At 64.5% G+C, this 24,982-nt stretch carries 21 protein-coding genes; 11 read left to right on the top strand and 10 right to left on the bottom strand.

Going from position 1 to position 24,982, the window contains the following annotated elements:
• The first annotated feature begins 106 nt into the window (after positions 1–106).
• The 4 genes from J8I29_RS24080 (at position 107) to J8I29_RS24065 (ending at position 4,410) form a co-directional block, all read left to right on the top strand.
• Positions 107–802 carry an NUDIX hydrolase gene (locus J8I29_RS24080; protein ID WP_209433579.1) on the top strand — a complete coding sequence of 232 codons (696 nt, stop codon included), beginning with the start codon at positions 107–109 and terminating at the stop codon, positions 800–802.
• A gap of 124 nt (positions 803–926) precedes the next feature.
• Positions 927–1,346, top strand: coding sequence for a RidA family protein (locus tag J8I29_RS24075; RefSeq protein ID WP_105863453.1), 420 nt, complete (start codon positions 927–929; stop codon positions 1,344–1,346).
• 124 nt (positions 1,347–1,470) lie between these two features.
• Complete coding sequence (locus tag J8I29_RS24070; protein ID WP_209433578.1) at positions 1,471–2,829, top strand: hypothetical protein; 1,359 nt, start codon at positions 1,471–1,473, stop codon at positions 2,827–2,829.
• 414 nt (positions 2,830–3,243) lie between these two features.
• Positions 3,244–4,410 (top strand): MFS transporter, encoded by a 1,167-nt coding sequence (locus tag J8I29_RS24065; RefSeq protein WP_348536147.1) that lies wholly within the window; start codon positions 3,244–3,246, stop codon positions 4,408–4,410.
• 177 nt (positions 4,411–4,587) lie between these two features.
• Here J8I29_RS24065 and J8I29_RS24060 read toward each other — a convergent pair whose 3' ends face one another.
• The gene (locus tag J8I29_RS24060; protein ID WP_209433576.1) at positions 4,588–5,598 is read right to left on the bottom strand and encodes a GlxA family transcriptional regulator; all 1,011 of its coding nucleotides are present in this window, start codon (positions 5,596–5,598) and stop codon (positions 4,588–4,590) included.
• Between the two features lie 126 nt (positions 5,599–5,724).
• Here J8I29_RS24060 and J8I29_RS24055 point away from each other — a divergent pair, with 126 nt between their 5' ends.
• Positions 5,725–6,546: an alpha/beta hydrolase gene (locus tag J8I29_RS24055; RefSeq protein WP_209433575.1), complete on the top strand. Its 822-nt coding sequence runs from the start codon at positions 5,725–5,727 to the stop codon at positions 6,544–6,546.
• Between the two features lie 174 nt (positions 6,547–6,720).
• Here J8I29_RS24055 and J8I29_RS24050 read toward each other — a convergent pair whose 3' ends face one another.
• Positions 6,721–7,497, bottom strand: a complete 777-nt coding sequence (locus tag J8I29_RS24050; protein WP_209433574.1) for a DUF2470 domain-containing protein — start codon at positions 7,495–7,497, stop codon at positions 6,721–6,723.
• A gap of 263 nt (positions 7,498–7,760) precedes the next feature.
• On the opposite strand from J8I29_RS24050, the gene J8I29_RS24045 reads away from it, so the two are divergent.
• The 6 genes from J8I29_RS24045 (at position 7,761) to htpG (ending at position 14,862) form a co-directional block, all read left to right on the top strand.
• Positions 7,761–8,459 carry a response regulator transcription factor gene (locus J8I29_RS24045; protein WP_105863459.1) on the top strand — a complete coding sequence of 233 codons (699 nt, stop codon included), beginning with the start codon at positions 7,761–7,763 and terminating at the stop codon, positions 8,457–8,459.
• A gap of 130 nt (positions 8,460–8,589) precedes the next feature.
• Entirely contained in the window at positions 8,590–10,332 is a 1,743-nt protein-coding gene (locus J8I29_RS24040) for a sensor histidine kinase (RefSeq protein WP_105863460.1), read from the top strand.
• Between the two features lie 321 nt (positions 10,333–10,653).
• On the top strand, positions 10,654–11,121 hold the full coding sequence (locus J8I29_RS24035) for an HPr kinase/phosphatase C-terminal domain-containing protein (RefSeq protein ID WP_209433573.1): 468 nt from the start codon (positions 10,654–10,656) through the stop codon (positions 11,119–11,121).
• Positions 11,122–11,416: 295 nt separating this feature from the next.
• Positions 11,417–11,818: a PTS sugar transporter subunit IIA gene (locus tag J8I29_RS24030; RefSeq protein ID WP_068296680.1), complete on the top strand. Its 402-nt coding sequence runs from the start codon at positions 11,417–11,419 to the stop codon at positions 11,816–11,818.
• Between the two features lie 233 nt (positions 11,819–12,051).
• Entirely contained in the window at positions 12,052–12,330 is a 279-nt protein-coding gene (locus J8I29_RS24025) for an HPr family phosphocarrier protein (protein ID WP_245197316.1), read from the top strand.
• A 615-nt stretch (positions 12,331–12,945) separates the two neighbouring features.
• A complete protein-coding gene (gene htpG / locus J8I29_RS24020; protein WP_209433572.1) occupies positions 12,946–14,862 on the top strand; it encodes a molecular chaperone HtpG in 1,917 nt (638 codons plus the stop codon).
• 107 nt (positions 14,863–14,969) lie between these two features.
• Here htpG and J8I29_RS24015 read toward each other — a convergent pair whose 3' ends face one another.
• The 8 genes from J8I29_RS24015 to J8I29_RS23980 all read right to left on the bottom strand — a co-directional run bounded on the left by J8I29_RS24015 (position 14,970) and on the right by J8I29_RS23980 (position 24,794).
• Complete coding sequence (locus J8I29_RS24015) at positions 14,970–15,944, bottom strand: ABC transporter permease (protein ID WP_209433571.1); 975 nt, start codon at positions 15,942–15,944, stop codon at positions 14,970–14,972.
• A 249-nt stretch (positions 15,945–16,193) separates the two neighbouring features.
• Positions 16,194–18,089 carry a sugar ABC transporter ATP-binding protein gene (locus J8I29_RS24010; protein WP_209433570.1) on the bottom strand — a complete coding sequence of 632 codons (1,896 nt, stop codon included), beginning with the start codon at positions 18,087–18,089 and terminating at the stop codon, positions 16,194–16,196.
• 247 nt (positions 18,090–18,336) lie between these two features.
• A complete protein-coding gene (locus J8I29_RS24005; protein WP_209433569.1) occupies positions 18,337–19,320 on the bottom strand; it encodes a substrate-binding domain-containing protein in 984 nt (327 codons plus the stop codon).
• A gap of 98 nt (positions 19,321–19,418) precedes the next feature.
• Positions 19,419–20,198, bottom strand: a complete 780-nt coding sequence (locus J8I29_RS24000; RefSeq protein WP_245197310.1) for an FCD domain-containing protein — start codon at positions 20,196–20,198, stop codon at positions 19,419–19,421.
• 199 nt (positions 20,199–20,397) lie between these two features.
• Positions 20,398–21,165 (bottom strand): ABC transporter ATP-binding protein, encoded by a 768-nt coding sequence (locus J8I29_RS23995; RefSeq protein WP_209433568.1) that lies wholly within the window; start codon positions 21,163–21,165, stop codon positions 20,398–20,400.
• 214 nt (positions 21,166–21,379) lie between these two features.
• The gene (locus J8I29_RS23990) at positions 21,380–22,738 is read right to left on the bottom strand and encodes an ABC transporter substrate-binding protein (RefSeq protein WP_245197308.1); all 1,359 of its coding nucleotides are present in this window, start codon (positions 22,736–22,738) and stop codon (positions 21,380–21,382) included.
• A gap of 101 nt (positions 22,739–22,839) precedes the next feature.
• The gene (locus J8I29_RS23985) at positions 22,840–23,910 is read right to left on the bottom strand and encodes a branched-chain amino acid ABC transporter permease (RefSeq protein WP_209433566.1); all 1,071 of its coding nucleotides are present in this window, start codon (positions 23,908–23,910) and stop codon (positions 22,840–22,842) included.
• Positions 23,911–23,912: 2 nt separating this feature from the next.
• The gene (locus J8I29_RS23980; RefSeq protein ID WP_209433565.1) at positions 23,913–24,794 is read right to left on the bottom strand and encodes a branched-chain amino acid ABC transporter permease; all 882 of its coding nucleotides are present in this window, start codon (positions 24,792–24,794) and stop codon (positions 23,913–23,915) included.
• Positions 24,795–24,982 lie beyond the last annotated feature (188 nt).

Below are 24,982 nucleotides of genomic sequence, written 5' to 3'. Positions count from 1 at the left end.
GCCCCGGCTTTCGGCTGTGTTATGGCGATCGGGTGGAATGGCAGCGCAGGCGAGGAGCGCCCATGGACCCTGCCGTTGCTCCACACTTCAGCGAATGGATGCCGAAATGCCCTCCGCCCCCCCTGCCGGGCCTGAACAGCGCCCGATCGCCACGGTCGACATCGTTCTCGTCACCTTGCACGAGGATGGCCTGCGGCTCTGCCTGCAACGGCGCGAATGTGATCCCCATGCCGGCGCGCTCGCCTTGATCGGCGGTTATGTCAGGCCGGAGGAGGATGCCGATATCGAAGCCTCGGCGCGGCGCATCCTCGCCGCCAAGGCAAGGCTCGACGGCCTTTATCTCGAACAGGTGCGCAGCTTCGGCAGCCCGGACCGCGATCCGCGGGGCTGGTCGATCGCCATCGTCTATCTCGCCTTGGTACCGGAAGAGCGCCTGGCCGCCGCCGAGGCAGCCGGCGCTCCGCCTTTCGAGCGCGTAGATCCCGACCGCTGCCCACCCCTGCCCTTTGATCATGACAGGCTGATCGCCGCCGCCCTGGCGCGGCTGCGCTCGAAAGCGAGCTATTCCACTCTGCCGGCCTTCCTGCTCGGCGAGCAGTTCACCCTGCCCGAACTCAAGGCCGTCTACGAGAAGGCCATGGGCGCTCAACTCAATGACAGCGCCTTCCGCCGCAAGCTGATGGAGATGCAGATTCTCGAGGAAGTCGACGCCAAGGCGACGGCCACCGCCGAACGCAAGCGCCCGGCGCAGCTCTATCGCCTGGCCCGGCGGGCGCTGACGGAATTCGACAGGACGGTGTGAACCGGCCCGTTGTTTGGACGCATTTTCTCGACCGAGAAGGCTGCGCGCCTTTCGGCGAGATGCATGGGTCGAGACAGCGTCATCTTCATCTGCCAAAACGCTCCGGCTGACGGAGGAAGTCTTCATGCTACGCCCGATCAATCCACCCGGCTCCACCATTCCCGGCATTTCTCAGGCCATGCTGGTCGAAGACGGCCGCCTGTTGCTGCTCTCCGGCCACGTTCCGTTCGACGAAGCGGGCAAGGTCGTGGGCGACGACCTCGCCTCCCAGCTCGACAAGGTCTTCGCCAATCTCCTCGCCACTCTTCAGGCGGCCGGTGCCGATTTCAGCGCCTTGGCCCGGGTGACCATCTATGTGCGGGACTACGAGCCCAGCCAGCTGCCGGTGATCCGGGCGGTGCGCGATCGCTGGATCGGCACAGAGCGGCCGCCGGCCAGTTCCCTCGTCGGCGTCGCCTCGCTGTTCCTGCCCGACGTGCTGGTGGAGATCGACGCCATTGCCGTGCTGCCGGACGAGAAGGGAAGCACGGACACGGGCCGATAACGGGCAGGTCACGCGCCTCCCCTATAAAGTGGATACTCAAAACGCCAGGCGTCAATAAGGTCAGTCCATCCGGGACAGTACCGATCGCGAGAAGACAGTGCCAATCGCGAGAAGGAGGATCGCCATGCCCCTTCGTGCGCGCGTCGGCCGCCACGCTTCGACCGGCGCCCAGTGTCAGAACTGGGCCGAAGACCAACAGATCGTCATCGCCCTCCTCAACCTCATTCCCAGGAATGACGGAGGAGCGGAGGCCGGCATTACAGGCCGTGTCGTCGGCGGCATTGCCAGCGATGCGCTGTGCAGCGCCATCCTGACGTTCCAGAAGAAATATTTTCCCGCGCACCAGACGGGCTTCATCGAACCTACCGGCGCGGCCATCGCCAAGCTGGAGGAACTGGCGGCGCGTCCCTCGCCGACACCGGCTGCTGCTCCCGCCGGGCCGTGGGGCGTGTTCCAGAGCAAATCGGTGTCCAAGGCGCTGCGCGAGGCCCTGGCGAATGATCACCATCTCAACCATGTCGAGGTCGTCGAGATTCTCCGCGCGACCCTGCAGGATGGTCGGGTGACGCAGAGCGAACTCGCCGATTTGAAGATGATCAGCGAGAAATCCAACACCATCATGCCGCGATCGAAAACGATGCTGGAGCGCTTCGTCGACCAGGCCGGCACGATGATCGCAAAATGGCCGTTCGACGTTTCCTCGGTCCAGCGCAGCTATGCCGTCGGCCGCGCCTGCGACTTCATGCGCAAACTCGGCCGCGGCCAATGGCCGAACCTCGACCGGGACGAAGTCGGCATCGGCATCATCATCCGCGTCGCCTACCCGGGGACGCTCGACCAGAACCAGACGAATCTGTGCGGGCCGGCTGCGCTGGTCTTCAATGTCCTGCGCGACCGCCCGGGAACCTATGCCGCCTTCGCTTGCGACATGTACGACAAGGGCGAGGGCGTGCTCTACAGACTTCCGATCAAGCCGAAAGCCGATCTGCGCCATGCTGCTCCCTCATCCTCCGATATTGCGCCGGTCGACTGGCTGACGCTGGCCAGCATCCGTAATTCCAACGACTGGGCCATCCACTACGATTCGACCGGTGGCGGGTTCTCGGGCATGACGACGCCGATGGAACTGGCCTACTGGTTCGGCCAGGCCGGCTACACGGATGTGCGGGAGGATGCGAACTTCTTCCGCCACCAGCGCGACACCGACAACATGAAGGAGGCAAACCGGCTGCTCGCGGCGGGCTACCATGTCGTCCTGCTCATCGGCTCCAACATGGTCGACGGCCATCAGACCCAGAGCTCCGATATCCGCGACGATCATTGGGTCGTGCTGCAATCCGAGATGAAGCTGGAGAATGGCGAGGTCAAGTTCCACATCTACACCTGGGGCAACGGTTATCGCGAGGTACCCTTGAGTGGAACGCTCACGCTGGGGGACTTCCTGATGAACTATTATGGCTATGTGGCAGCCAAGCCCTATTAGCCGCATCAGGGTCGCGGGCAGCCTTGCTCGGCCTTGGAGCCGACGCGCTTTGCCACTCTCGCAGGGAACTCAGGATAGAGGCGCTTGCAGCCAAACGCCGCCCCTCCGAACCGCCGCATTTCCAAGAGCGAGCGAGACGTCCGTCTTCAGGCATAGCTCATGCCCGAGCCATGCCGAAATGCAGACGTAAACCGATTTACATTCACGCCGTCGCCAGCGATATTGCGATGCAATAGATCGTTCCCAAATCGCCGATTCACGCCATTGCCAGCCTGCGGTTCCGCGCCGTCGGCTTCCTCATTTCGTTTGTTTCGCCTTCCTTGCCCTGAAAGCCTTCCCGTGACCCATCCGGCCACCGCCTCCCTCGCCGACCTCAACGCCGGCAGCCCCTCCCAGCGCCATCGCACCGCCTGGATCGAATTCGCCCTCGCCGTCGGCGCGTTCGGCGTGGGCGCCGGCGAATTCGCCTCGATGGGCATCCTGCCGAACGTCGCCAACGGGCTTCTGGTCACCGAGCCGCAGGCGGGCCACATGATCAGCGCCTATGCGCTCGGGGTGGTCGTCGGCGCGCCGGTGATCGCCGTGCTCTCGGCCCGGATGGCGCGCCGTACCTTGCTGCTGTGGCTGATGGTGGTGTTCGCCGCCGCCAATGCCGCCAGCGCCCTGGCGAGCGGCTATTACCAACTGATCGGCTTCCGCTTCCTGGCGGGCCTGCCGCATGGCGCCTATTTCGGCGTCTCCTTCCTGGTCGCCGCCGGCATGGCCGAGCCCAATCGGCGCGCCCAGGCCGTCGGGCGCGTGATGATGGGAATTACCCTGGCGACACTGGTCGGCTCCCCCCTCGCCACCTGGCTCGGCCAGGCCCTGGGTTGGCGCCTCGCCTTCGCAACCGTCGGCGCCATCGGCGCTCTTACCGCCATGCTGATCCTGGCCTTCATGCCGCTCGACAAGGTCCAGCCGGGCGCCAGCCCGCTGCGCGAACTCGGCGCCCTCAAGCGCAAGCAGGTCTGGCTGACCCTGGCGATTCCGGCCATCGGCCTCGGCGGCATGTTCGCTGTGTACACCTATGTCGCCTCCACCCTTACCCAGCTCAGCGGTTTCTCGCCAGCTTTCGTGCCGGTGGCGCTGGTGCTGTTCGGCATCGGCATGAATGTCGGCAACATCGCCGGCTCCTGGCTGGCGGATCGCGCCCTGATGGCGACCATCGGCGGCATGCTGGTCTGGGTGATCGTGGTGATGGCGCTCTACGGCCTCACCGCATCCAATCCCTGGATGATCTCGCTCTGCGTCTTCCTGATTGGCTGCAACTTCGCCATCTGCCCGGCGATCCAGACCCGCCTGATGGACGTGGCCGGCGATGCCCAGACGCTCGCGGCCGCGCTCAACCATTCGGCCTTCAACATCGCCAATGCCCTCGGCGCCTGGCTCGGCGGCGTTGCCGTCGCCGCCGGCTTCGGCTGGGCGTCGACCGGCTGGGTCGGCGCCCTCCTGGCCGTGGCCGGCCTGCTGGTCTTCCTGGTGTCCTGGGCCCTGGAACGCTCCGACAGGCGCGAACCGGAAGCCGCTGCCGTTGCAGGCTAGTGCGAAGCGCGTTTAGACGGAAACGCACTTTGCTCTAACTTTTTGATCGGACGCGTCATTGCGAGCGCCGGGAAGCAATCCGCTCTCGGTCAAGTGCACCGCTCGTGACTTCTGGATTGCTTCGCGGCGCTCGCAATGACGCAAATCCAGGGTCTCCGCCCCATCACGACGATGGTGTTAGGCCGCTGCCCCGATCGCCGGCCCGGCGGCGAACCGGCGCCGATAATCGCGCGGAGACAACCCCATCAGCTTGGCGAACACCTTGCGGAAGGCGGCCGGATCCTCATAGCCGACCGACCAAGCGATCTGGTCGACATTGCGATTGGTGGTTTCGAGCAGTGAGCGGGCCTTGCTGACGCGGACATGCTGGAAATATTCGGTCGGCTTCAGGCCCGTCGCCTTGTGGAAGCGGCGCAGGAAGGTGCGCTCTTCGAGGCCGGCCCTGTCAGCCATCGCCGCCAGGGAAACCGGGCGCATGTCCGCCTCGCCTTCCTCCTGTTCCTGGAGCCAGCGCTGAACCTTGAGCACGGCTTCATCGCCATGGCGCAGATTGGGCACGAAGCTCGAATAATAGCGCTGTTCCCTCCCCGGCGGATCGACCAGCAGGAAGCGCGCCGTCTCCAGCATCACTTCCGGCCCGAGTACCCGCTCCACCAGAGTCAAACCGAGATCCGTCCAGGCCATGATGCCGCCGGCCGTGATGATGTCGCCATCGTCCACGATCATCTTGTCGGTATCGATCAGGATGTCGGGAAAGCGCCGGGAAAGAGCCTGGGCAAAGCTCCAATGCGTCGTGACCAGCCGCCCGGCCAGCAGGCCGGTCTCCGCGAGCAGGAAGGCGCCGGCGCACACCGAGCACAGGATGGCACCCTCGTCGTGGCGCTGGCGCAGCCAGGCCGCGAAAGGAGCGGAGACGGCATGGGACGGCAGATCGCCGAGCCCCGGCAAGGCGACGATCGCCACAGGCTTGTGGGGCCTCGAAGCATGGCTGTCCGCCACGCATTCGATGCCGCCGCCCGCGGCGATCTTCCACTGGGAGACACGAATGCCGATGTCGGCATCGCCGGCCCGGCGACGCGCAATGTCGTTGGCGGCATCGAAGAGATCGACCATGCCGTAAACGGCGGCCGTGCGCACGCCCGGATACAGCAGCAAGCCGATTTCTGGTAAGGTATTACCGATCTCCATTTGTCAATTTTGCCTCGAACAATGTCAGTTTCGCCAATCCGTATCACGTCTGCCGCGCGTTATTCAATGTTGCACAAGGCGACGCCACCAAGGCGGCCGGTACTGCAACCCGACAGGAGACAAACGATGAGCACGATCACAACCGAAGATGGCACCCAGATCTTCTATCGCGATTTCGGCAGCGGGCAGCCCGTGGTGTTTTCACATGGCTGGCCCTTGAGCGCCGATGCCTGGGACGCCCAGATGGTGTTCCTGGGACAGCATGGCTACCGGGTGATCGCCCATGACCGCCGCAGCCATGGCCGGTCGACCCAGACCTGGGACGGCAACCATATGGACCAGTATGCGGATGACCTCGCCGAACTGATCGAGGAATTGAATCTCCACGATGCGGTTCTCGTCGGTCATTCCACCGGCGGCGGTGAAGTCACCCGCTATCTCGGCCGCCACGGCACCAAGCATGTCGCCAAGGCCGTGCTGGTCGGCGCCGTGCCGCCCTTGATGCTGAAGACCGACGCCAATCCAGGCGGCCTGCCCATCGAGGTCTTCGACGGCATCCGCAAGGGCACCTTCGACAACCGCTCGCAATTCTACAAGGACCTGACCCTGCCCTTCTACGGCTACAACCGTCCGGGCGCCCAGGTTTCCGAAGGCACGCGCGAATCCTTCTGGCTGCAAGGCATGCTGGGCGGCCTCAAGGGCCAGCTCGACTGCATCAAGCAATTCTCGGAAACCGACTTCACCGAGGACCTGAAGAAGATCGACGTGCCGACCCTGATCATCCATGGCGACGACGACCAGATCGTGCCGATCGGCGCCTCCGCCCATCAGTCGGTCAAGCTGATCCCCAACGCAACGCTCAAGGTCTATCCGGGCGGCTCTCACGGCCTGACCCTGACTCAGCAGGATCAGTTCAACGCCGACCTGCTCGCCTTCATCAAGGGGTGAGGAGACGCGACTAACCTTCTCCCCTAGAGCAAAGCGCGTTCAAGCGTGAACGCTTATTTGCTCTAGCTCATTGTTTTGACGCGTCTTTGCGATTCTTGGTGGCTCCGTCTAATCGCAAAACGCTATAGCGAGAGAAGGTTTGTTGCGCTTTATCCGTCTTGGCCGGAATACCCCTCAGCCCCGCGCCTTCTCGGCCAGGTGCACCAGCGTCAGCCGCAGGGCGGTGGCATCCAGGACCGGCTTGTCGAAGGCGAGGCGCAGCGTATCGTCGGCAAAGGCGAGATCCAGGCCCTCCGGATCGATACCGGTGATGCGCCAGGGGCCGTCACGACCACCGAGGAGCCTGGTGGCATAAAGCCTGACGGCATCGGCATGATCGGCGTTCATATGTTCGATCGCCCCGGCCTCCGCGTCGCGCAAGGCCGCGGCATCGCCGATATCGGTGAGGAGTTCATCCGCCGACAGTTGGGCAGCACGCGCAAAGCCGCCATTGAGGTGGCCCGCCCTCACCCTCACGCGAAAGAAGCTGAAATCGGGAAAATCGGCATAGAGCGCTGATTTGGGATGGCGCGCGAGAAAGCGTGCCTTGCAGCGAGCCGCGGCCTCTTCCTCTTCCATCATCTCGGCCATGCCTTTCACCGTCAGGCGCGCATGGGCGAGCGGATCGCCCTTGCCGCCTTCGCTCAGCAGCAGGGAAATGCGGGCGTCTTTCTCGATATTGGTCCGATGGGCCGCCAGCCGGGAAAGCAGCAGGAGCGGGGCGCCGTCAAAGTCGGTGGCGATGTTGACGAGGCTGGCAAAGGGAAAGCCATCGGTCGAATCAAGCGTCGCCAGAGCCCCGGCGCGGATGCGCCTGAGCAGGACCTTGCCCTCCTTCACGGGCTCGAAATCGGCAGGCTGGTTCGCCGGAACCGGCTGGCCGGGCAGACGCGTGGTATCGCTCGAAGACATGGCGCGGAAGACTCGCTTGCTCTCAACTCTTTGGTTCGACGCGTCTTTGCGATGCCTGGCGGTTCCGCCAAATCGCAAAACGCTTCCGGATCGTGCAAAAATGCCGGTTTACCGCCAACTGGCAACAAGAAGTACCGTTTTGAACCGATAATTGTCACACTTCTGCCGGTTTAGGCGTAGAATGCGATGGCAAGTATGGTGATTTGCCGCGCAAAGCATCATAATAGCCTTTAGCGGTTACACCGCGTCATGAAAGGATTGCAATGCCGACGATTGCGCTGGTCGACGACGACCGCAACATTCTGACCTCGGTTTCCATCGCGCTGGAGGCGGAAGGCTATCGCATCCAGACCTATAATGATGGCATGTCGGCTCTCGACGGTCTGAAGGCCAATCCGCCGGATCTCGCCATCTTCGACATCAAGATGCCCCGCATGGACGGCATGGAGCTGCTGCGCCGCCTTCGCCAGAAGTCCGAACTGCCGGTGATCTTCCTCACCTCCAAGGACGAGGAGATCGACGAGTTGTTCGGCCTGAAGATGGGCGCCGACGACTTCATCCGCAAACCCTTCTCGCAGCGCCTGCTGGTGGAGCGCGTGAAGGCGGTGCTGCGCCGTTTCCAGCCCAAGGATGCCGCCGCCGCCAAGGCTTCGGATGCCAAGATCCTGGAACGCGGCCAGCTGCGCATGGATCCCGAACGCCACACCTGCACCTGGAAGGGCGAGGCCGTGGTGCTCACCGTCACCGAGTTCCTCATCCTGCATGCGCTCGCCCAGCGCCCGGGCGTGGTCAAGAGCCGCAACGCCCTGATGGATGCGGCCTATGACGACCAGGTCTATGTCGACGATCGCACCATCGACAGCCACATCAAGCGCCTGCGCAAGAAGTTCAAGCAGGCCGATGACGATTTCGAGATGATCGAAACGCTCTACGGCGTCGGCTATCGCTTCAAGGAAGCGTGAGGGTTTCCTTCCGGCCAGTTCTGAGGGCCTTCCCCGCACGGCGGGGAAGGCCGCTCCGTCAAATGATGCCTTCTTCATGTCGTGAAGCAGGCTCTCGCGCTCCTCTCGATAGAATTTCGTACCAGCCCCGATGAGCCCCGAGCGCGCGTCCCAATCCGAGCACCCGAAGTCGAGGTCGATCATCCGGCGGCGTTTGCGGCTGGCCCTGCGCGCCATCACCGTGCAGACCTTCTCGAGCCTGACGCGGCGCATCGTCGTGCTGAACTTGGCGGGTCTGGTCGCCCTGGTCGTCGGCATCTTCTATCTCAACCAGTTCCGCGAAGGCCTGATCGACGCGCGCGTGCAGGCCCTGCTCACCCAGGGCGAGATCATGGCGAGTGCGGTGGCGGCCTCGGCCACCGTCGAGACCGGGTCGATTCGCATCGATCCGGAAAAGCTCCTGGAGCAGCAGGCGGCGGGCGAAGAGGATAGCGACGAAGCAAGCTCGCTCGACTTTCCGATCAATCCCGAGAAGGTCGCGCCGCTGATGCGGCGCCTGATCTCGCCGACCAAATTGCGCGCCCGGGTCTATGATCGCGACGGCAATCTGGTGATCGATTCCAGGGCCCTGTTCATCTATTCCGACATCGTCCGCACCGACCTGCCGCAGCCCAAACCAGAACCCAATCTGGCCGAGAGAGTCTGGAATACGGTCAAGCGCTATCTCTTCCGCTCCGATGCGCCGCTCTACAAGGAACTCGGCAACCAGAACGGCAAGGGTTATCCGGAGGTGATAACGGCGCTGAACGGCGCACCCTCCACCCAGGTGAGCATCAACGAGCAGAACGAATCGATCGTCTCGGTGGCCGTGCCGATCCAGCGCTTCAAATCTGTGCTGGGCGTGCTGCTGCTCTCCACCCGTCCCGGCGAGATCGACGAGATCGTCACGGCCGAACGCCTCGCCATCCTCCGGGTCTTCGCGGTTGCCGCCGTGGTGATGGTGATCCTGTCGATCCTGCTGGCGAGCACCATCGCCGGGCCGATCCGCCAGCTGGCCCGAGCGGCCGAGCGCGTGCGCTATGGCGTGAAATCACGCCAGGAAATCCCCGATTTCACCGAGCGCTCCGACGAGATCGGCCATCTCTCCGGCGCCCTGCGCGACATGACCAATGCCCTGTTCAAGCGCATCGAGGCGATCGAGAGCTTCGCGGCGGACGTTGCCCATGAACTCAAGAACCCGCTGACCTCGCTGCGCTCGGCCGTCGAGACCCTGCCGCTCGCCCGCAACGACACCTCGCGCAACCGGCTGCTCGAGGTGATCCAGCATGATGTCCGCCGCCTCGATCGCCTGATCTCGGACATTTCCGACGCCTCGCGTCTGGATGCCGAACTGCTGCGCTCCGGCGCCGAGCCCGTCGACCTCGTCAAGCTCCTGACCGCCCTCACCGGCGTGTTCAACAGCGTCGAGCGCGAGGACGGCGTCAAGGTCCGCCTGTCCATGCCGACGGGCCTTCCACCGACGGCGCTCTTCATCAACGGCCATGATTCCAGGCTCGGTCAGGTCATCAACAATCTCGTTGACAATGCCCGCTCCTTCTCGCCCCGAAACGGCGAGGTACGGGTGGAGTTGCGGCGGAACAAGAATGACGTCGAGATCGCGGTCGAGGACGACGGGCCGGGCGTACCGGACCATGCCATCGAGCGGATTTTCGAGCGCTTCTACACCGACCGTCCCGAGGAACAGGGCTTCGGCCAGAATTCCGGCCTCGGCCTCTCCATCTCCAAACAGATCATCGAGGCCCATGGCGGCAAGCTCTGGGTCGAGAACCGCAAGGACGGCGACAAGGTGCTCGGCGCCCGTTTCGTCGCCCGCCTGCCGGCCGCACAGGCGTAGAGAGAAAACAGCGATTTCCTAATCGAAAAGCCTATCAGCGTCTCTGGAAACCGCTTTAGCCTCGCCGTCATCCTTGCGCTGTCCGGCCGTCATTGCGGGCGAGGCAGTCCAGACCCATGAATGCAAGGTTTCCCGCCCTGGATTGCTTCGCTTCGCTCGCAACGACATAGGAAAGTCGCCCGGAAATCAGAATTCCGACCCTGAAGCGTTTTGCGATTTGGCGGAATTGCCGAGAATCGCAATGTCGCGTCCAATCAAAGGGTTGCAGCAATGCGGCGTTTCCGTCTAAACGCGCTTTGCTCCAGTACTCGGGCCCAAACCATGTCCGCCTCGCCCACCGTGCATGCCACCTGCTTCGTCCTCGACGGGCGGGGCATTCTGCTGCGCGGCGCCTCCGGCGCCGGCAAGAGCCGGATCGCCCTGCATTTCATCGAGACGGCATCGGCCCACGGCCGCCAGGCCCGTCTGGTGGGTGATGACCGGGTTTACCTCGAGCCCGCCGAGGACAGGCTGATCGCCTCCGTGCCGGCCAGCATCGCCGGCCTGATCGAGCGGCGCGCAACCGGCCTGAGGGATGCCGGCATTGAACGGATCGACTGGCAGCCCTCGGTGCCCGTCGGCCTGGTTGTGGATATCCTCGACGATGACGCGGAGATCGCCATCCCCAGCAAAAAAATTCGGCACATTCGCCTGAAAGGCGTGGACCTGCCCTATTTGCCCGTTCCGCGCGATTTTCAGCAGGCTGTCGCTCTCATCGAGGCCATCTTGCCGCAATTGCCGCCGGTTTGACCGATTTTTCAGGCCCGAACCGTCGCAGGTTGCGTTAACGAAACGTTGACGCCTATGGCCTTGATGTGACGAGACTGCGACAATGTGAGCCGGAGAGAGGCTTGTTTTTGTGCAGCGCGGGAATAATATCAGCTCCCGAAGCTACGGGTTGCAGGCTGTCCGAAGGGCATCCTGGCCGTGCGTTGCGGAGGCGTCGTCTCATTTTGCTCAACACCGGGTGGCGCGAAAGCGAAACGGACCTGGATTGTTGTCGCGATAGCGACGGCGACCGGAAAGATTCAATGCGGATCAACCTATGATCGGCATGGTGCTTGTCACGCATGGTCATCTTGCGACCGAGTTCCTGTCGGCCCTCGAACACGTGGTAGGGCCGCAACGCAATGTCGAGGCCATCGATATCGGCCCCGAAGACGATGTCGAGCAGCGACGCCGCGACATCATCGATGCCATCGGCCGGGTCGAGGACGGCTCCGGCGTGGCTGTACTCACGGATATGTTCGGAGGAACACCTTCAAATCTGGCGATTTCCGTGATGAGCGGCCCCTCCATCGAGGTCGTGGCCGGCATCAACCTTCCCATGCTCGTCAAACTGGCGCGGCTGCGGAGCGAGGTTCCCCTCGCCGAGGCGGTCACGCGTGCTCAAGAGGCTGGCAGGAAATATATCAACATTGCCAGTCGTGTGTTGTCAGGCCAATGATTCGACGTTCATTCAACTATGCTGGCCACGGCCAGAAACTTGCCGAAGCGGCTCTTGCGGTACCGCTCGCCTTCAGCAATCCTTGGGCCAAATGTTGGGGCAGCAGTGCCCCAAGCGGGTGCACCCCGGTGCAGATGCAGGCGGAGACCTCCTCGATGCACAAGCAGCAGATGCAGACCGGCAGCACTGACGAGCAAGCTTGCGAAGAGCCGGAAGCGGTTCCCGCTCCCACCATGGACGGCGGTATCGTCCGCATCCTCCCCATCATCAATCTCAAGGGCCTGCACGCCCGCGCCTCGGCGAAATTCGTGCAGACGGCTGAAGGGTTCGATGCCACCGTCAAGGTGACGCGTTGCGGCGAGACGGTCGGCGGCCAGTCGATCATGGGTCTGATGATGCTGGCCGCGGCCCGCGGCACCAGCATCGTGGTCGAGACGGCGGGCCATGATGCCCAGGCCTGCATGGACGCCTTGGAAGCGCTCTTGGCCGACAAGTTCGGCGAGGAAGCCTGAGGCAACGTCACGCCCTCTGGTGGCCTCGAGGCCGCGGCGGCGATAAGAGGCGGCTCGCCCGCCTACTTCCCCATCTTCATCTTGTCGGGGCCCGTCGGCGATGCCGCGGTGGCATTTTCGTGCGTGGATCAGAGCCTTTTGGGCAGGATATTGCCGCAACGCACACTGGAAATATAACTTCACCAAAAGTCACGACTTTGCCGCAATCCAGCCAAGGGGCCGCCCCAGCCCGGCGCGACTTTCCTTCTCGTTACCTCGGCACCCGGTCCGGCGTAAGCCGGAAACCTCAGCCCCCCAGCCCCCCGACTTTGTCGGACCGGGTCCGCCGAGGTGGCGTTTGATGACCCAATATTGAAGGTCGGCTCCTCTGGAACCGGCCTTTCTTTTTGGCTCTCTTGGGCGGGCCCAGGCTCACGATCCGTCGCGCATGCTGGCCACCAAGAAGCGGAAGGGACGTCCGCTTCTGCCCCTCCCACGGATGCGATGCCTCCATAGTCCGGCGCCCGCCGCCCCTTTTCAAACCCGCTCTTGAATCCCTCGCCGAGATTGTCCATCTGTGCAGCGGCGTTCCCGCCACCCAGTCCCAAGACGATCATCAAGCAAGAGTGAGTTTTCATGAGCGCTGAAGCCGAAAGCGCAGGCCCGGACATTGCCGCGCCGCAGAACCACACCTTCGAGGCCGACGTCGCCAAGCTGCTGCACCTGATGGTGCACTCGGTCTATTCCGACAAGGATGTCTTCCTGCGCGAATTGATCTCCAATGCGGCCGATGCCTGCGAGAAGCTGCGCTACGAAGCCCTGTCCAATCCTTCCTTGCTGGGCGACGACCAGAAGGGCACCATCCGCATCACCCTCGATGCCGAGGCCAGGCGCATCACGGTCGCCGACAACGGCATCGGCATGAGCGCGGAGGAGATGATCGAGGCTCTCGGCACCATTGCGCGCTCCGGCACCAAGGCCTTCGTCGAGCGGCTGGAAAGCGCCCAACAGGCCGAAGGCAGCCAGTTGATCGGCCAGTTCGGCGTCGGCTTCTACTCGACCTTCATGGTGGCGGATAAGGTGGAAGTCTTCTCCCGCCGTGCCGGCAGCGATGTCGCCAATGTCTGGAGTTCGGACGGCAAGGGCTCCTATTCGGTGGCGCCTGTCGGCCTCGACGAGGCCCCCGCCCGCGGCACCAAGGTGGTGCTCCACCTGATGGAGGACGCCAAGTCCTATGCCGAGACCTACACCATCGAGCGGTTGATCAAGACCCATTCCGGCCATGTGCCGGTGCCCATCCTGCTCGCCGACAAGCCGGATGCCGAACCGCAGCAGATCGCCGATGGCGCAGCCCTGTGGACCCGTCCGAAATCCGACATTTCCGAAGCGGACTACACCGATTTCTATCGCAGCGCCGCCGGCCAGTTCGACGATCCCGCGCTGACCATCCATTTCCGGGCCGAGGGCCGGCAGGAATATACGATGCTGGCCTTCGTGCCGGGCTCGCGTCCGTTCGACCTGTTCGATCCCCAGCGCAAGGGCCGCATGAAGCTCTATGTCAGGCGGGTGCTGATCACCGACGAGGCGGACCTGCTCCCCGGCTATCTCCGCTTCGTGCGCGGCCTGATCGACTCCGCCGATCTGCCGCTCAACGTCTCGCGCGAGATGATCCAGGAAAGCCCGCTTCTCACGGCGATCCGCAAGGCGGCGACCGGCCGCGTGCTTTCCGACCTCGACAAGCTCGCGACTTCGGACGCCCCGGCCTATGTCAAGATCTGGGAGAATTTCGGCGCCGTCCTGAAGGAAGGCCTCTATGAGGACTTCGAACGCCGGGACGCCCTGCTCGGCCTCGCCCGCTTCAAGAGCACGACCTCGGGCGGCGAATGGCGTTCGCTCAAGGACTACGTCGCCAGCCTCAAGGACAACCAGACGGCGATCTACTATCTCGCCGGGGACGACGCCAAGCGCCTGGAGAATTCGCCCCATATCGAAGGCTTCCGCGCGCGCGGCATCGAGGTGCTGCTGCTGTCCGATCCGGTCGACAGCTTCTGGGTGACCTCGGCTCTCGGCTTCGAAGGCAAGCCCTTCAAGTCGGTGACGCAGGGCGCTGCCGATCTCGACCTCATCCCGCTGGCCGAAAAGCCGGAGGAACAGACGCCGGAAGTGAGCGCGGCCATCGCCTCCTACATCGCTTATCTCAAGACAACGCTGGGCGAGGACGTCTCCGACGTGCGCGCCTCCGAGCGGTTGACCTCCAGCGCGGTCTGCCTGGTGGCGCCCGACAACGGCATGGACAAGCGCATGGAGCAGATCCTTGCCAGCGCCGGCAAGCTCGACGGCGCCCTGCAGAAGCCCATCCTGGAGATCAATCCGCGCCACGCTCTGGTGACGCGGCTCGCCACGGCGCGCGAGGCCGGCGGCGACGCGGCCTTCATCGAGAGCGCCACGCGCCTGCTGCTCGACGAGGCCCGTATTCTCGACGGCACGGTGCCGACCGACCCGGCGGGCTTTGCCGAGCGCCTGTCGCAGGTGCTGGCCAAGAGCCTGGGGTAAGCGAGCGGGCGGGCCGAGTGGGCGCAGCGCCTCTTTACCCTCCCCTTGATGGGGAGGGTATGGTCACGCTTCGTGACGCAGTAGAGTGGAGATCGACCCGCCGTTTCTCACCGTCCCGCCCGCTGCCCGATCAGGCGCTCGAATAGCAGCGCCACGATGATGATGGTGCCGATGGCCGAGCCCTGCCAGAAGGGCGAGACGCCCATCAGATTGAGGCCGTTGCGGATCATCACCATGATCAGCACGCCGATCAGCGTGCCGATGATCGAACCGCGTCCGCCGAACAGGCTGGCGCCACCGATCACCACGGCGGCGATGGCGTCAAGCTCCCAGGCATTGCCCATCAGCGGATCGGCCGAGAGGATCTGGCCGATCGAGAAGGTGATCGCCACAGCCGAGAGCGCCCCCGAAACCACATAGGGCAGGATGGAGTAGAACATCACGCTCAACCCCGCCGCCCGCGCCGCCTCCTTGTTGGAGCCGACGGCATAGATGGTGCGCCCGCCCTTGGTATAGGTCAGATAGGCCCAGGCCAGGATATAGAGCAGCGCCAGGAACAGCACGTTGGCGGGAATGCCGAAAAAGTCGGTATAGACGATCGCCTGCATGGAATCGGGGATCGAGGCGATCGCCGTCTGGCCCGAGAGGATATAGGCGAGGCTGCGCCCGATCGCCATCACGCCCAGCGTCACCACGAAGGCGGCAAGGCCGAAATAGGCGATCAGGATGCCCGAGACGAGGCCGATGCCGGCCCCGCTGAGGATAGCGAGCGCCACCGCCAGGGCCGGCGGATATTGCTGCACGGCAAGGCCGAGGATGATGCCCGTCAAGCCGGCGACCGATCCGACCGAAAGATCGATGCCGCCGGTGAGGATGACGAAGGTCATGCCGACGGCGACGATGCCGATCACCACGGACTGGTCGAGGATGTTGAAGATGTTCGAGCGCGTCAGGAAATAGGGCGAGAGCAGCGACAGGCAGATCGCCAGCACGATGGCGAGGCCGAGCATGCGCACTTCGAGCCGCCCCGTCAGCCAGCCGAGGCGCCGTCGCGTGGGATCGGGAGAGGTGGTCGAGGTCATAGGGCGATCCCGGAACTTGTAATGAAGGACGGACAAATGGAACGGCTGAGCGAGATGAGCTCTTGAAGGACAAAGCACGACGCCGAAGTCCCCTCGCCCCGCCCGCGGGGAGAGGATAGAGGTGAGGGGCTGCACTTGGCCCTATTTACATGCACCACGCCGCCCCTCACCCTTACCCTCTCCCCGTAAGAACGGGGCGAGGGGACGGCAAATGTCGCGGCTTTGTAAGGTCGCTGATGCATCGGCCACCTACAACGTTGCAGCGAGTTCGTCGACATGGCTGCGGACGATTTCGGGCGATGGCAGGGCGGCGCCCTGGGGCAGGGTCAGGCCGACCCAGCCGAGATCGTGCCCGCGCGGGCTGACGATCGGCAGGAGCAGGGTCGAACACGAGCCATCGGCTTCGGGCACGAAGATGGGTTCGCGCGCCACAAGCGCCGTGGCGATGCGGGTCGCGGCGAGCGGCTTCACCTCTCCCGCCGCAAAGCCCGGATGCGCCGCCCTGTCGGCGGTGACGAGATTGAGGCAGATCAGGCGATCCTGGTCGATCAGGGCCCAGAAGCCGGCGCCGCCGCATTCGCCCGTCAGGCCGCGCAGGACTTCGGTGTTGCGGGCCATCGAGGTGCGCGGCGCCGCCAGCAGCGTGAGTTTTTCCTCGTCGAGCAGGTTGGCGGGTAGGTCGGCGACGCTATAGCCGTCGCTGATGACGACGATGCGGTGCGAGAGTCCGAGCAACTCCTCGAAATCGGAAGACACCACCACCACGGCGACGCCCTTGGCGGCAATGTCGCGCAGGATGGCATAGATCGAGGCGCGCGTGCCGATATCCACGCCCTTGGTGGGTTCGTCGAGGATCAGCACACGCGGCTCGAGCAGCAGCCAGCGCGCGATGATGATCTTCTGCTGCATGCCGCCCGAGAAGTTGAGCATGTTGGCGTCGAGCAGGCGGTCGGGCGGCAGGCCAAGGCTCTTGAGGAGCGCATCGACGGCCTTCTCGCGGCTGCGATAGCCGACGCCGAAGCCCCTGTGCGCGCCGAGATGGGCGAGCAGCAGATTCTCCTTCACCGAAAGATCGGGCACGATGTTCTGCAAGCGCCGGTCCTCGGCCACGAAGCCGATGCCGGCCCTCACCGCCTGCGCCGGCTTGCGGGGATCGATCGGCTTGCCGTCGACCAGGATGGTGCCGGCGCTCCGCGGCCTCAGGCCGAAAATGGCCTCCACGGTTTCCGAGCGTCCGGCGCCGACCAGGCCGCCCAATCCGAGAATCTCTCCGCGGCGGACCTGGAAGGAAACGTCCCGGACCAGAGGCGGCGTCGCCAATCCCTTGACCTCCAGTGCAATCGGCGCATCCCTGGCCGTCCCGTCGGCATCCCGCGCATAGATGGCGCCGACATCCTGGCCGACCATGTGGCGGATGAGTTCGGCCTGGCTCAGGCTGGCGGTCGCGAGCGAGGCCGCCACCGTGCGCCCCTCGCGCATGATGGTGACGCGGTCGGTGATGGCGAAGACTTCCTCCAGCCGATGCGAGACGAAGACGAGCCCGCGCCCATCCGCCCTGAGCCGGGCCATGATGTCGAACAGGCGCTCGACCTCGCTCGGGCTCAATGACGAGGTGGGCTCGTCGAAAATGATCAGCTTGGCGTTGACGCCGAGCGCCTTGGCGATCTCGACGAGCTGGCGCTGGGCGGCCGACAGGCGCCGCACCTCCACATCGAGCGGCAAGGCGTCTGCCTGGCCGAGCACGGAGAGCAGTTCGGTCCCACGCCGATGCAGTGCCGAATAGGATAGGCGCCCGGGGCGGCCGAGCTCGGGCAGGAAGATGTTCTCGGCGACGCTGAGATCCGGCACCAGGCTCGTCTCCTGCATCACGATGGCGATGCCGATATCGAGCGCGTCGCGGGTGGAGCGCAGCCGCACCGCGCGGCCGCGATAGACGAGCTCCCCCTCGTCCGGCCTGACATGACCGGAGATCACCTTGGACAAGGTCGATTTGCCAGCACCATTGGCGCCGAGCAGGCCATGGACTTCGCCCGAACGCAGCTCGAAACCGGCCCCCGCAAGAGCGCGCGTGCGGTCGAAGGTCTTGGCGATGCCGGTGGCGACCAGTAAGGGTTCCGCCGCCGCGGGAGAAGACTGCACGTTCATCGATCGATCCGAGGGTATCGTGGCCGAACCCAGACTTAATGTCTTTTCGGGCTCCGCCGTCTAAATCGGCCAATTGGAAGCACTGTCCTTTGTCATGCCCGGGCTTGACCCGGGCATCCAGCCTATCCGCCTTGTCACATCGAAAGGTGGACTGCATTGCCGGGTCAAGCCCGGCAATGACAAAGGTTGCACCATCGTCGGCATTGCGGCACTCGAGATGAGCCGGCCGCAACACCGTCAAGAACGCTCACTTCATCTCATTGGCGAACACGGTTTCCTTCACGACCGGCAGTTCCTTGTCGATGTTCTCGCTGGTCACCACCAGGATCGGCACCGAGATTTCCTTCTCGACAGGGCCGCCGGCGAGCTTGGCCACCAGCGCCTCGCCCGATTTCTGGCCCATCAGATAGGGCTGCTGCATGCCGGAGGCGACGATCTGCTTGGACTTCAGGAGATCGACGAATTCCGGAATGCCGTCGAAGGCCGCGACCAGCAGGTCGGAGCCGCGCCGGGCGGCCTTGATGGCGCGCAGGGCGCCCAGGGCCGGCTGGTCGGTCTGGATGAACAGGCCGCGCATGTCCGGATTGGCGGTGAGCATGTCCTGAGTGAACTTGAAGGTCTCGTCGGTGGTATAGGATTGCATCTGCTGCAGCCCTGCCTCCTTGCCGGTCCAGCCGCCGGCCGCAAGGCCGTCCCGGAAGCCCTTGGTGCGGGCCTGGCCATTCTTGCGGGCCTGGGAGATGGTGATGAGGCCGACCGAACCGCCCTCCCAGCCCTTGGCCTTGAGCGCGGCGGCGAGCGCCTCGCCCACGCCCTTGGCGCCGTCATAATTGTTGGAGATGATGAAGGAGGCATAGTCGCCGCTATTGGTGCCGATATCGCCGATCACCACCGGGATTCCAGCCTTGGCGGCGAGCGCCAGCACGCTTGGCGCGGTGGAGGAATCGGTGGGCGAGATGACGATGCCGGCCACGCCCTTGGCGATCGAATCCTGGGCGTTCTGCAGCTGGGTCTGCGGGCTGTTGTGGGAATCGAGGGCCTGGAACCCATAGCCCTTGGCCTTGGCGGCGGATTCGACGCCCTTGGCGAGGTAGCGCCAGAACGGCAGGTCGAGACCCGGCGTCAGATAGACGATGTCCTTGCCGGCGGCGCGCGCCGGCTGGAAGCCGAGGCTGCCGGTGCCGGCCAAAGCGGCGCCCGCGGCAAGCTGCAGGAATGTTCTTCTCTTCATGTCTTCCTCCCTCCCGCCCTCGGGCGGCTCCTGTGGTTCCGTCTCGGCCGTTACGGGCTCTTTGTCTTGGAAACCGGACCTTCTTTCACGGGCCTGTTTCACGCATTAGACAGCGCGCCCTCCTCCTCGAGGATGGAACGCGTGCTGGCATAGATCCTGTCGAGGTGAATGCCGAAGGCTTCGACGACAGCCCGGGGGTCCCGGGCGTGCAGCCCCGCCAGGATGGCGGCATGGTCCTGGCAGCTCTGGGCGATCGCGCCCGGCCGCGACACGGCCTTGCGCCGGTGCGCCATGGCATAGAAATAGAGATCGATGACGAAGTCGGCGAGCAGGTCGTTGCCGCAGGCCCGATAGATCGCGGCATGGAATTCGCGATCGCAGATCAGGAAACGGACGGGATCCTCGAGGGCTTCGCGCTGCGTTTCCAGCGAGGCGTCGAGCATGGCGAGCGTCTCGTCGTCGATCCGTCGCGCCGCCTCCTCGACGACCGGGCGCTCCACCAGCAGGCGGGCGGCATGGATGGCCTCGATATCGTAGCTGTTGATCCGCTTCGGCTCGCGCCCGCCGATCGCCAGCGAACCGACCTCGGCACTGAGCACGCGGGTACGAGCCCCTTGCGAAATGGCGATGATATCCCGGGCCGCCAGGATCTGCAGCGCCCCCCGCACCGTCTCGCGGCTGACTTGCAGGGCCGCGGCAAGATCGCGCTCGCTCGGCAGGGCCTCGCCGACCTGCAGCATGCCGGCTGCGATCAGGGAGGCGATCTTGTCGGCGACGAGCTCACGCACATTGCGCCTGACCACGCCGTGGCGCAGCTCGGGCACGCGTTCGAACACCGACAGGACATTGGGCAGATTCATGCGAGCGACGCTTGGCATCTGATCTACTGGACCAGCCAGCAGACCAGTTAAGTCAAGTTTTCGGCAGGCTGTCAAGCGGTAGATGGGTAATGGTCCGACGAGTGGAGCGGCGAGGTGAGCCTGGGACCGCCAGCATCCTGCTGGCCCTTGGAACCACAGCGCCTGACGGTAGAAAGAGTCAGCAAGATGCTGATGGTCCCAGAAATACCCGCGGATTTCACCTGGCCCCACCAAGATAAAAAGCCTTCACATCCTCGCGCGCCGCGAGGTCGGCGGCCGGCCCCGAAGCGGCGACGCGGCCATTCTCGAGAATATAGCCGTAGTCGGCATGGCGCAGGGCCAGTGTGGCGTTCTGTTCGGCCACCAGGAAGCTCCCGCCTTTCTCGCGATTGAGCGTGCGGATGATCTCGAAGATCTCCTGCACCACGATCGGCGCGAGGCCCATCGAGGGCTCGTCGAGCAGCACCAGCTTCGGCTTGGTCATCAAGGCCCGCCCGATGGCCGCCATCTGCTGCTCGCCGCCGGAGGTCAGGCCGGCCTTGGTGCGGCGCTTATGCTTCAGGCGTGGGAACCAGGCATAGATCTGCTCGAGATCCTGTGCGATCTGCCGCCGGCCGGGCCGGCGCAGGAAGGCACCCGAAAGGAGGTTCTCCTCGATCGTGAGCTGGGGAAAGCAGTGGCGCCCTTCCAGCACCTGCACCACGCCGCGCGCCACCAGGACGGCCGGTGTGAGGCGGCTGACCGGCTCGCCTCGCCAGGAGATGCTGCCGCGAGTGACAGTACCCCGTTCGGGGCCGAGCAGGTTGGAAATCGCCTTCAGCGTGGTCGACTTGCCCGCGCCATTGGCGCCGAGCAGGGCGACCACGGCGCCATCGTCGACCGTCAGGGACACGTCCCTGACGGCCAGGATCGCCTGGTAGTGCACCTCGATGCCGGCGACATCGAGGAAGCCGCTCGTGCGCGGCAGGGCGGATGGTCGGCTCATCGCAATTCTCCCAAAGGGCAGTATCCGGTCGTCGTGCCGAGTGCAGCCATTCCAGACCAAGCGCGACCTTTGTCATTGCCGGGCTTGACCCGGCAATCCGGCGAGCTTTTGGCCAGGGCTTCTGGATGCCCGGGCCAGGCCCGGGCATGACAAAGGTCTGTGCTTTTCCGTTATGGATCAAACCCATAACGTGTCTGAGCCGGCCCGGCCCCGCTCAATTCGTCTGCGCCACCGGCGTGATGCCCTTCTCCTGGGCATAGGCGGCGGCCTTGGCGCGGATGGTCTCGGCAAAGAGCGAGGCGTCAGCCTTGATCCAATCGGTCAGCGCAGTCCAGGATTTGCCGTCCCACTGGATGATCTTGGCCGCAACGGTCTCGCCCTTGTGGTTCGCTGGAGAGGTCTTCAGGGGCGAGATCAGGCCCTTCGCCCCCAATTCGGCGATGCGCTTGTCATCGATATTGAGGTTTTCCAGGGCCCATCGTCCCTCCTCGGCGGTAAGAGGACGGTTGCCGAACTTCTTATGGCCGACGCGCAGGGCCTCCACGAAGGTGATCGCCTCGATCACCCCGTAATTGTAATAGACCGTGCCGAACTTGGCTTTGTCCTTCAGGTCGCTCTTGCCGGCGTCGACGATCTTTTCCTTCAGCGTCTTGATGATGCCGTAGTCGGTTCCGGGCGGAAACACGGAGACGGCGAGATAGCCCTTGGCGGCGCTGCCGGCCGGCCGGGCATCGTCCTCCGAGCCGCTCCAGATGTCGCCGATGATGCGATCGGCCGGGAAGCCCACGCGCGCGGCCGTCTTGATCGCCACCGGCGTCATCACGCCCCAGCCGCGCAGGAAGACCCAGTCGGCGCCGGCACTGCGTATCTGCTGCCATTGCGCCTGCTGCTGCTCGCCGGGATGGGGCACCGGAATCTGGATGTCGGTAAAGCCGTATTTCTTGGCGAGGATGCCGAGCGGCTCGATCGTGTCGCGGCCATAGCCGGAGTCATGATAGAGCGTGGCGATCTTGACGCCCTTGAGCTTGTCGTAGCCGCCCGATTTCTGGGCGATGAAGTCGACGATGATCTGGGCTTCGCTCCAATAGTCGAAGATCAGCGGATATTGATAGGGGAAGACCCGCCCGTCGGTGGCGATGTTCTGGCCACCGCCGGGCGAGACGATCGGCACCTTGTCGATGCGCGCCTTGTCGGTGAGCGCCACGTCCAGGCCGCTGGAATGGGGATAGATCGCCGCCGTCGGCGCGCCGTCATAGCCGTTCTTGTAGCGCTCGTAGCATTCGATGCCGCGTTCGATCGTATAGGCGGTCTCGCATTCCTGGATCAGGATCTTGACGCCGTCGACCCCGCCCTCGACCTCGTTGATATAGGTCAGATAATCCCTGTTGCCGGCGCCGAAGGGAATGAAGGAGGGGGCATAGGGGCCGGTGCGATAGGTGAAGAGCGGATAGAGCTGCTCGTTCTTGTGGTCCTGGGCCATGGCGGGGCCGGCCGCCGCAAGAGCGGCTAGGCCAAAACCTGCAAAGCCGAGCCCGGTCGCCAGCGCGAGGGCCTTGATGAGGGAGGGTGACATCCGGTTCGTCTCCATTCGGTTGGGATGTTCGAGGGCAAAGGTCTCCCGTCGGCGGAAATGACATCCGCTCTCCGGGTTGCAGCGTTGTCGGGAAGGGTTTTTCAGTCGCCCGTTGCGGCGGCTGCCGACCGCCGTCGCGGCAGGCGGATCCGCCTCGCCAGGCGGGCGAGACCATCAGGCTCCTTGATCAGCAGCGCGATGATGATCACGCCGAAGATGATGTGCTGGATATTGGCGAGCGCCCCCTGGTCGGCCAGGAACTGCAGACCGGTGAGAGGGGCGAGGCGGTCGAGCAGGATCGGCATCAGCACGATGAAGGCCGCGCCGAGGAAATTGCCGGCCAGGGTGGCGGTGCCGCCGATCAGCACGATGAACAGCACCTGGAAGGACTTGTCGAGGTTGAAGGCATGGGCATCAGCGGTGCCGAGATAGCCGAAGGCCCAGAGCGCCCCGGCAATGCCGCAGACGAAGGAGCTGATGGCAAAGGACAGGAGCTTGCGGCTGGCGACATGAATGCCGATCACCGATGCGGCCGTGTCCATGTCGCGGATCGCCATCCACTCGCGCCCGACCCGGCTCTTGACGACCGCATGGGCGAAAGCGACCAGGGCCGCCGCCGTCACCGCCACGAAGAGATAGCGCCCGGTGGCCGAGGTGAGATCATGGCCGAGGACCTGCAGCCGCGGCGCCGAGATGGTGAGCGACTGGCTGCCGTTCGAGAACCAGTTGTAGTTGGTGAACAGCCATTCGAAGAAGAACTGCGCCCCCAGCGTCGAGGCGCCGAGATAGAAACCCTTGATGCGCAGGCTCGGCAGGCCGAAGACGATGCCGGCCAGCGCCGCGATCAGGCCTGCCAGCACCAGCACCACGGGCAGCGGCAGGAACGGCGCGCGCAGCAGGAGATTGTAGCTCGCGAAGGCGCCGATCGACATGAAGGCGGCCGATCCCAGTGACACCAGGCCGGTATAGCCCATCAGGAGATTGAGGCCGAGGCCGGCCACCCCCATCACGATGGTGGGGATGATGATCGAGGACAACCAGTAGTCGCTGGCGACGAGTGGCACGACCACGAAGGCGGCCGCCAGCACGCCGGCGACGGCGAAGAGACGGGGATTGAGGCTGCGGCCCTGTGCCAGGACGAGACCTTCGCTCGATTGTGAAAGGAAGGACATCGCTAGACCCTTTCGATGGCGCGGTCGCCGAACAGGCCTGCCGGACGCACCAGCAGGAAGGCCACGGCGAGGATATAGGCGAACCAGGTCGACACGCTGCCCTGCAGCAGCGGCCCGAGATAGATGTCGGCCAGGGCCTCGGCGGCGCCGACCAGCAGCCCCCCGACGATGGCGCCCGGCACGGAGGAGAAGCCGCCGATGATCAGCACCGGCAGGGCCTTCAGCGTCACCAGCGACAGCGAATATTGCACGCCCTGGCGGGCGCCCCAGACCAGCCCGGCGACCAAGGCGACGATGCCGGCCACGCTCCAGACGATGCGCCAGATTGCCGGCAGGCGGATGCCGATCGACTGGGCGGCAAGCGTGTCGTCGGCGACGGCCCTCAGCGAAATGCCCATGCGGGTGCGGTCGAACAGGATGGAAAGCGCGACGACCAGGACGAGGGCCCCGCCAGATACGAAGAGATCGAACTGGCTGATCGAGAGGCCGGCGAGGGAGATCGGCACGTCGTCGATGCCGAGGTCGAGCATGTGCACATCAGAGCCCATCAGCAATTGCGCCAGCCCCTCGATCACGAAGGTGAGGCCGAGGGTCGCCATGAACAGGGTCAGCGCGTCGCGATTGACCAGGGGACGCAGCACCAGGCGCTCGATCAGCACCGCGCCGATGACCATCACCGCGACGGTCAGCAGGATCGCGGCCCAGAACGGTACCTCGCGCTCCACCAGCGTCACGAAGGTGAGCGTGGCGAACAGCAGCATGGCGCCTTGAGCGAAATTGAAGACGCCCGAGGCCTTGTAGATCAGCACGAAGCCGATCGCGACCAGGCCGTACATCACGCCGGCGAGGAGGCCGCCGATCAGGGTTTCGAGAAAGAATGTCATGGGAACAGCGTGGGCCCTGGCTTGGTGAGGCACGACCAGCCTTCTCCCCCTGCGGGAGAAGGTGCCCCGAAGGGGCTGATGAGGGGAGAAACACAGCTTTCGCAAGGGGAGCACCAACACCCCTCATCCGGCGCTGCGCGCCACCTTCTCCCACAAGGGGAGAAGGGAGTCGCGCCTGTTTCTCGATA

It is taken from the genome of Labrys sp. LIt4, assembly GCF_017813775.1.
In the GTDB taxonomy this organism is placed as follows: Bacteria; Pseudomonadota; Alphaproteobacteria; order Rhizobiales; family Labraceae; genus Labrys; species Labrys okinawensis_A.
This window is presented reverse-complemented; position numbering and strand designations above follow the sequence as displayed.

What these genes read in the sequence shown, in the direction of transcription:
- J8I29_RS24040 (WP_105863460.1), top strand. Translation starts at nt 8,590, where the DNA reads ATGAGCCCCGAGCGCGCGTCCCAATCCGAGCACCCGAAGTCGAGGTCG.
- J8I29_RS23995 (WP_209433568.1), bottom strand. Translation starts at nt 21,165, where the DNA reads ATGAGCCGACCATCCGCCCTGCCGCGCACGAGCGGCTTCCTCGATGTC.
- htpG (WP_209433572.1), top strand. Translation starts at nt 12,946, where the DNA reads ATGAGCGCTGAAGCCGAAAGCGCAGGCCCGGACATTGCCGCGCCGCAG.
- J8I29_RS24075 (WP_105863453.1), top strand. Translation starts at nt 927, where the DNA reads ATGCTACGCCCGATCAATCCACCCGGCTCCACCATTCCCGGCATTTCT.
- J8I29_RS24080 (WP_209433579.1), top strand. Translation starts at nt 107, where the DNA reads ATGCCCTCCGCCCCCCCTGCCGGGCCTGAACAGCGCCCGATCGCCACG.
- J8I29_RS24005 (WP_209433569.1), bottom strand. Translation starts at nt 19,320, where the DNA reads ATGAAGAGAAGAACATTCCTGCAGCTTGCCGCGGGCGCCGCTTTGGCC.
- J8I29_RS24010 (WP_209433570.1), bottom strand. Translation starts at nt 18,089, where the DNA reads ATGAACGTGCAGTCTTCTCCCGCGGCGGCGGAACCCTTACTGGTCGCC.
- J8I29_RS24035 (WP_209433573.1), top strand. Translation starts at nt 10,654, where the DNA reads ATGTCCGCCTCGCCCACCGTGCATGCCACCTGCTTCGTCCTCGACGGG.
- J8I29_RS24055 (WP_209433575.1), top strand. Translation starts at nt 5,725, where the DNA reads ATGAGCACGATCACAACCGAAGATGGCACCCAGATCTTCTATCGCGAT.
- J8I29_RS24030 (WP_068296680.1), top strand. Translation starts at nt 11,417, where the DNA reads ATGATCGGCATGGTGCTTGTCACGCATGGTCATCTTGCGACCGAGTTC.
- J8I29_RS24070 (WP_209433578.1), top strand. Translation starts at nt 1,471, where the DNA reads ATGCCCCTTCGTGCGCGCGTCGGCCGCCACGCTTCGACCGGCGCCCAG.
- J8I29_RS24025 (WP_245197316.1), top strand. Translation starts at nt 12,052, where the DNA reads ATGGACGGCGGTATCGTCCGCATCCTCCCCATCATCAATCTCAAGGGC.
- J8I29_RS24015 (WP_209433571.1), bottom strand. Translation starts at nt 15,944, where the DNA reads ATGACCTCGACCACCTCTCCCGATCCCACGCGACGGCGCCTCGGCTGG.
- J8I29_RS24045 (WP_105863459.1), top strand. Translation starts at nt 7,761, where the DNA reads ATGCCGACGATTGCGCTGGTCGACGACGACCGCAACATTCTGACCTCG.
- J8I29_RS23985 (WP_209433566.1), bottom strand. Translation starts at nt 23,910, where the DNA reads ATGTCCTTCCTTTCACAATCGAGCGAAGGTCTCGTCCTGGCACAGGGC.
- J8I29_RS23980 (WP_209433565.1), bottom strand. Translation starts at nt 24,794, where the DNA reads ATGACATTCTTTCTCGAAACCCTGATCGGCGGCCTCCTCGCCGGCGTG.
- J8I29_RS24000 (WP_245197310.1), bottom strand. Translation starts at nt 20,198, where the DNA reads ATGCCAAGCGTCGCTCGCATGAATCTGCCCAATGTCCTGTCGGTGTTC.
- J8I29_RS23990 (WP_245197308.1), bottom strand. Translation starts at nt 22,738, where the DNA reads ATGTCACCCTCCCTCATCAAGGCCCTCGCGCTGGCGACCGGGCTCGGC.
- J8I29_RS24060 (WP_209433576.1), bottom strand. Translation starts at nt 5,598, where the DNA reads ATGGAGATCGGTAATACCTTACCAGAAATCGGCTTGCTGCTGTATCCG.
- J8I29_RS24050 (WP_209433574.1), bottom strand. Translation starts at nt 7,497, where the DNA reads ATGTCTTCGAGCGATACCACGCGTCTGCCCGGCCAGCCGGTTCCGGCG.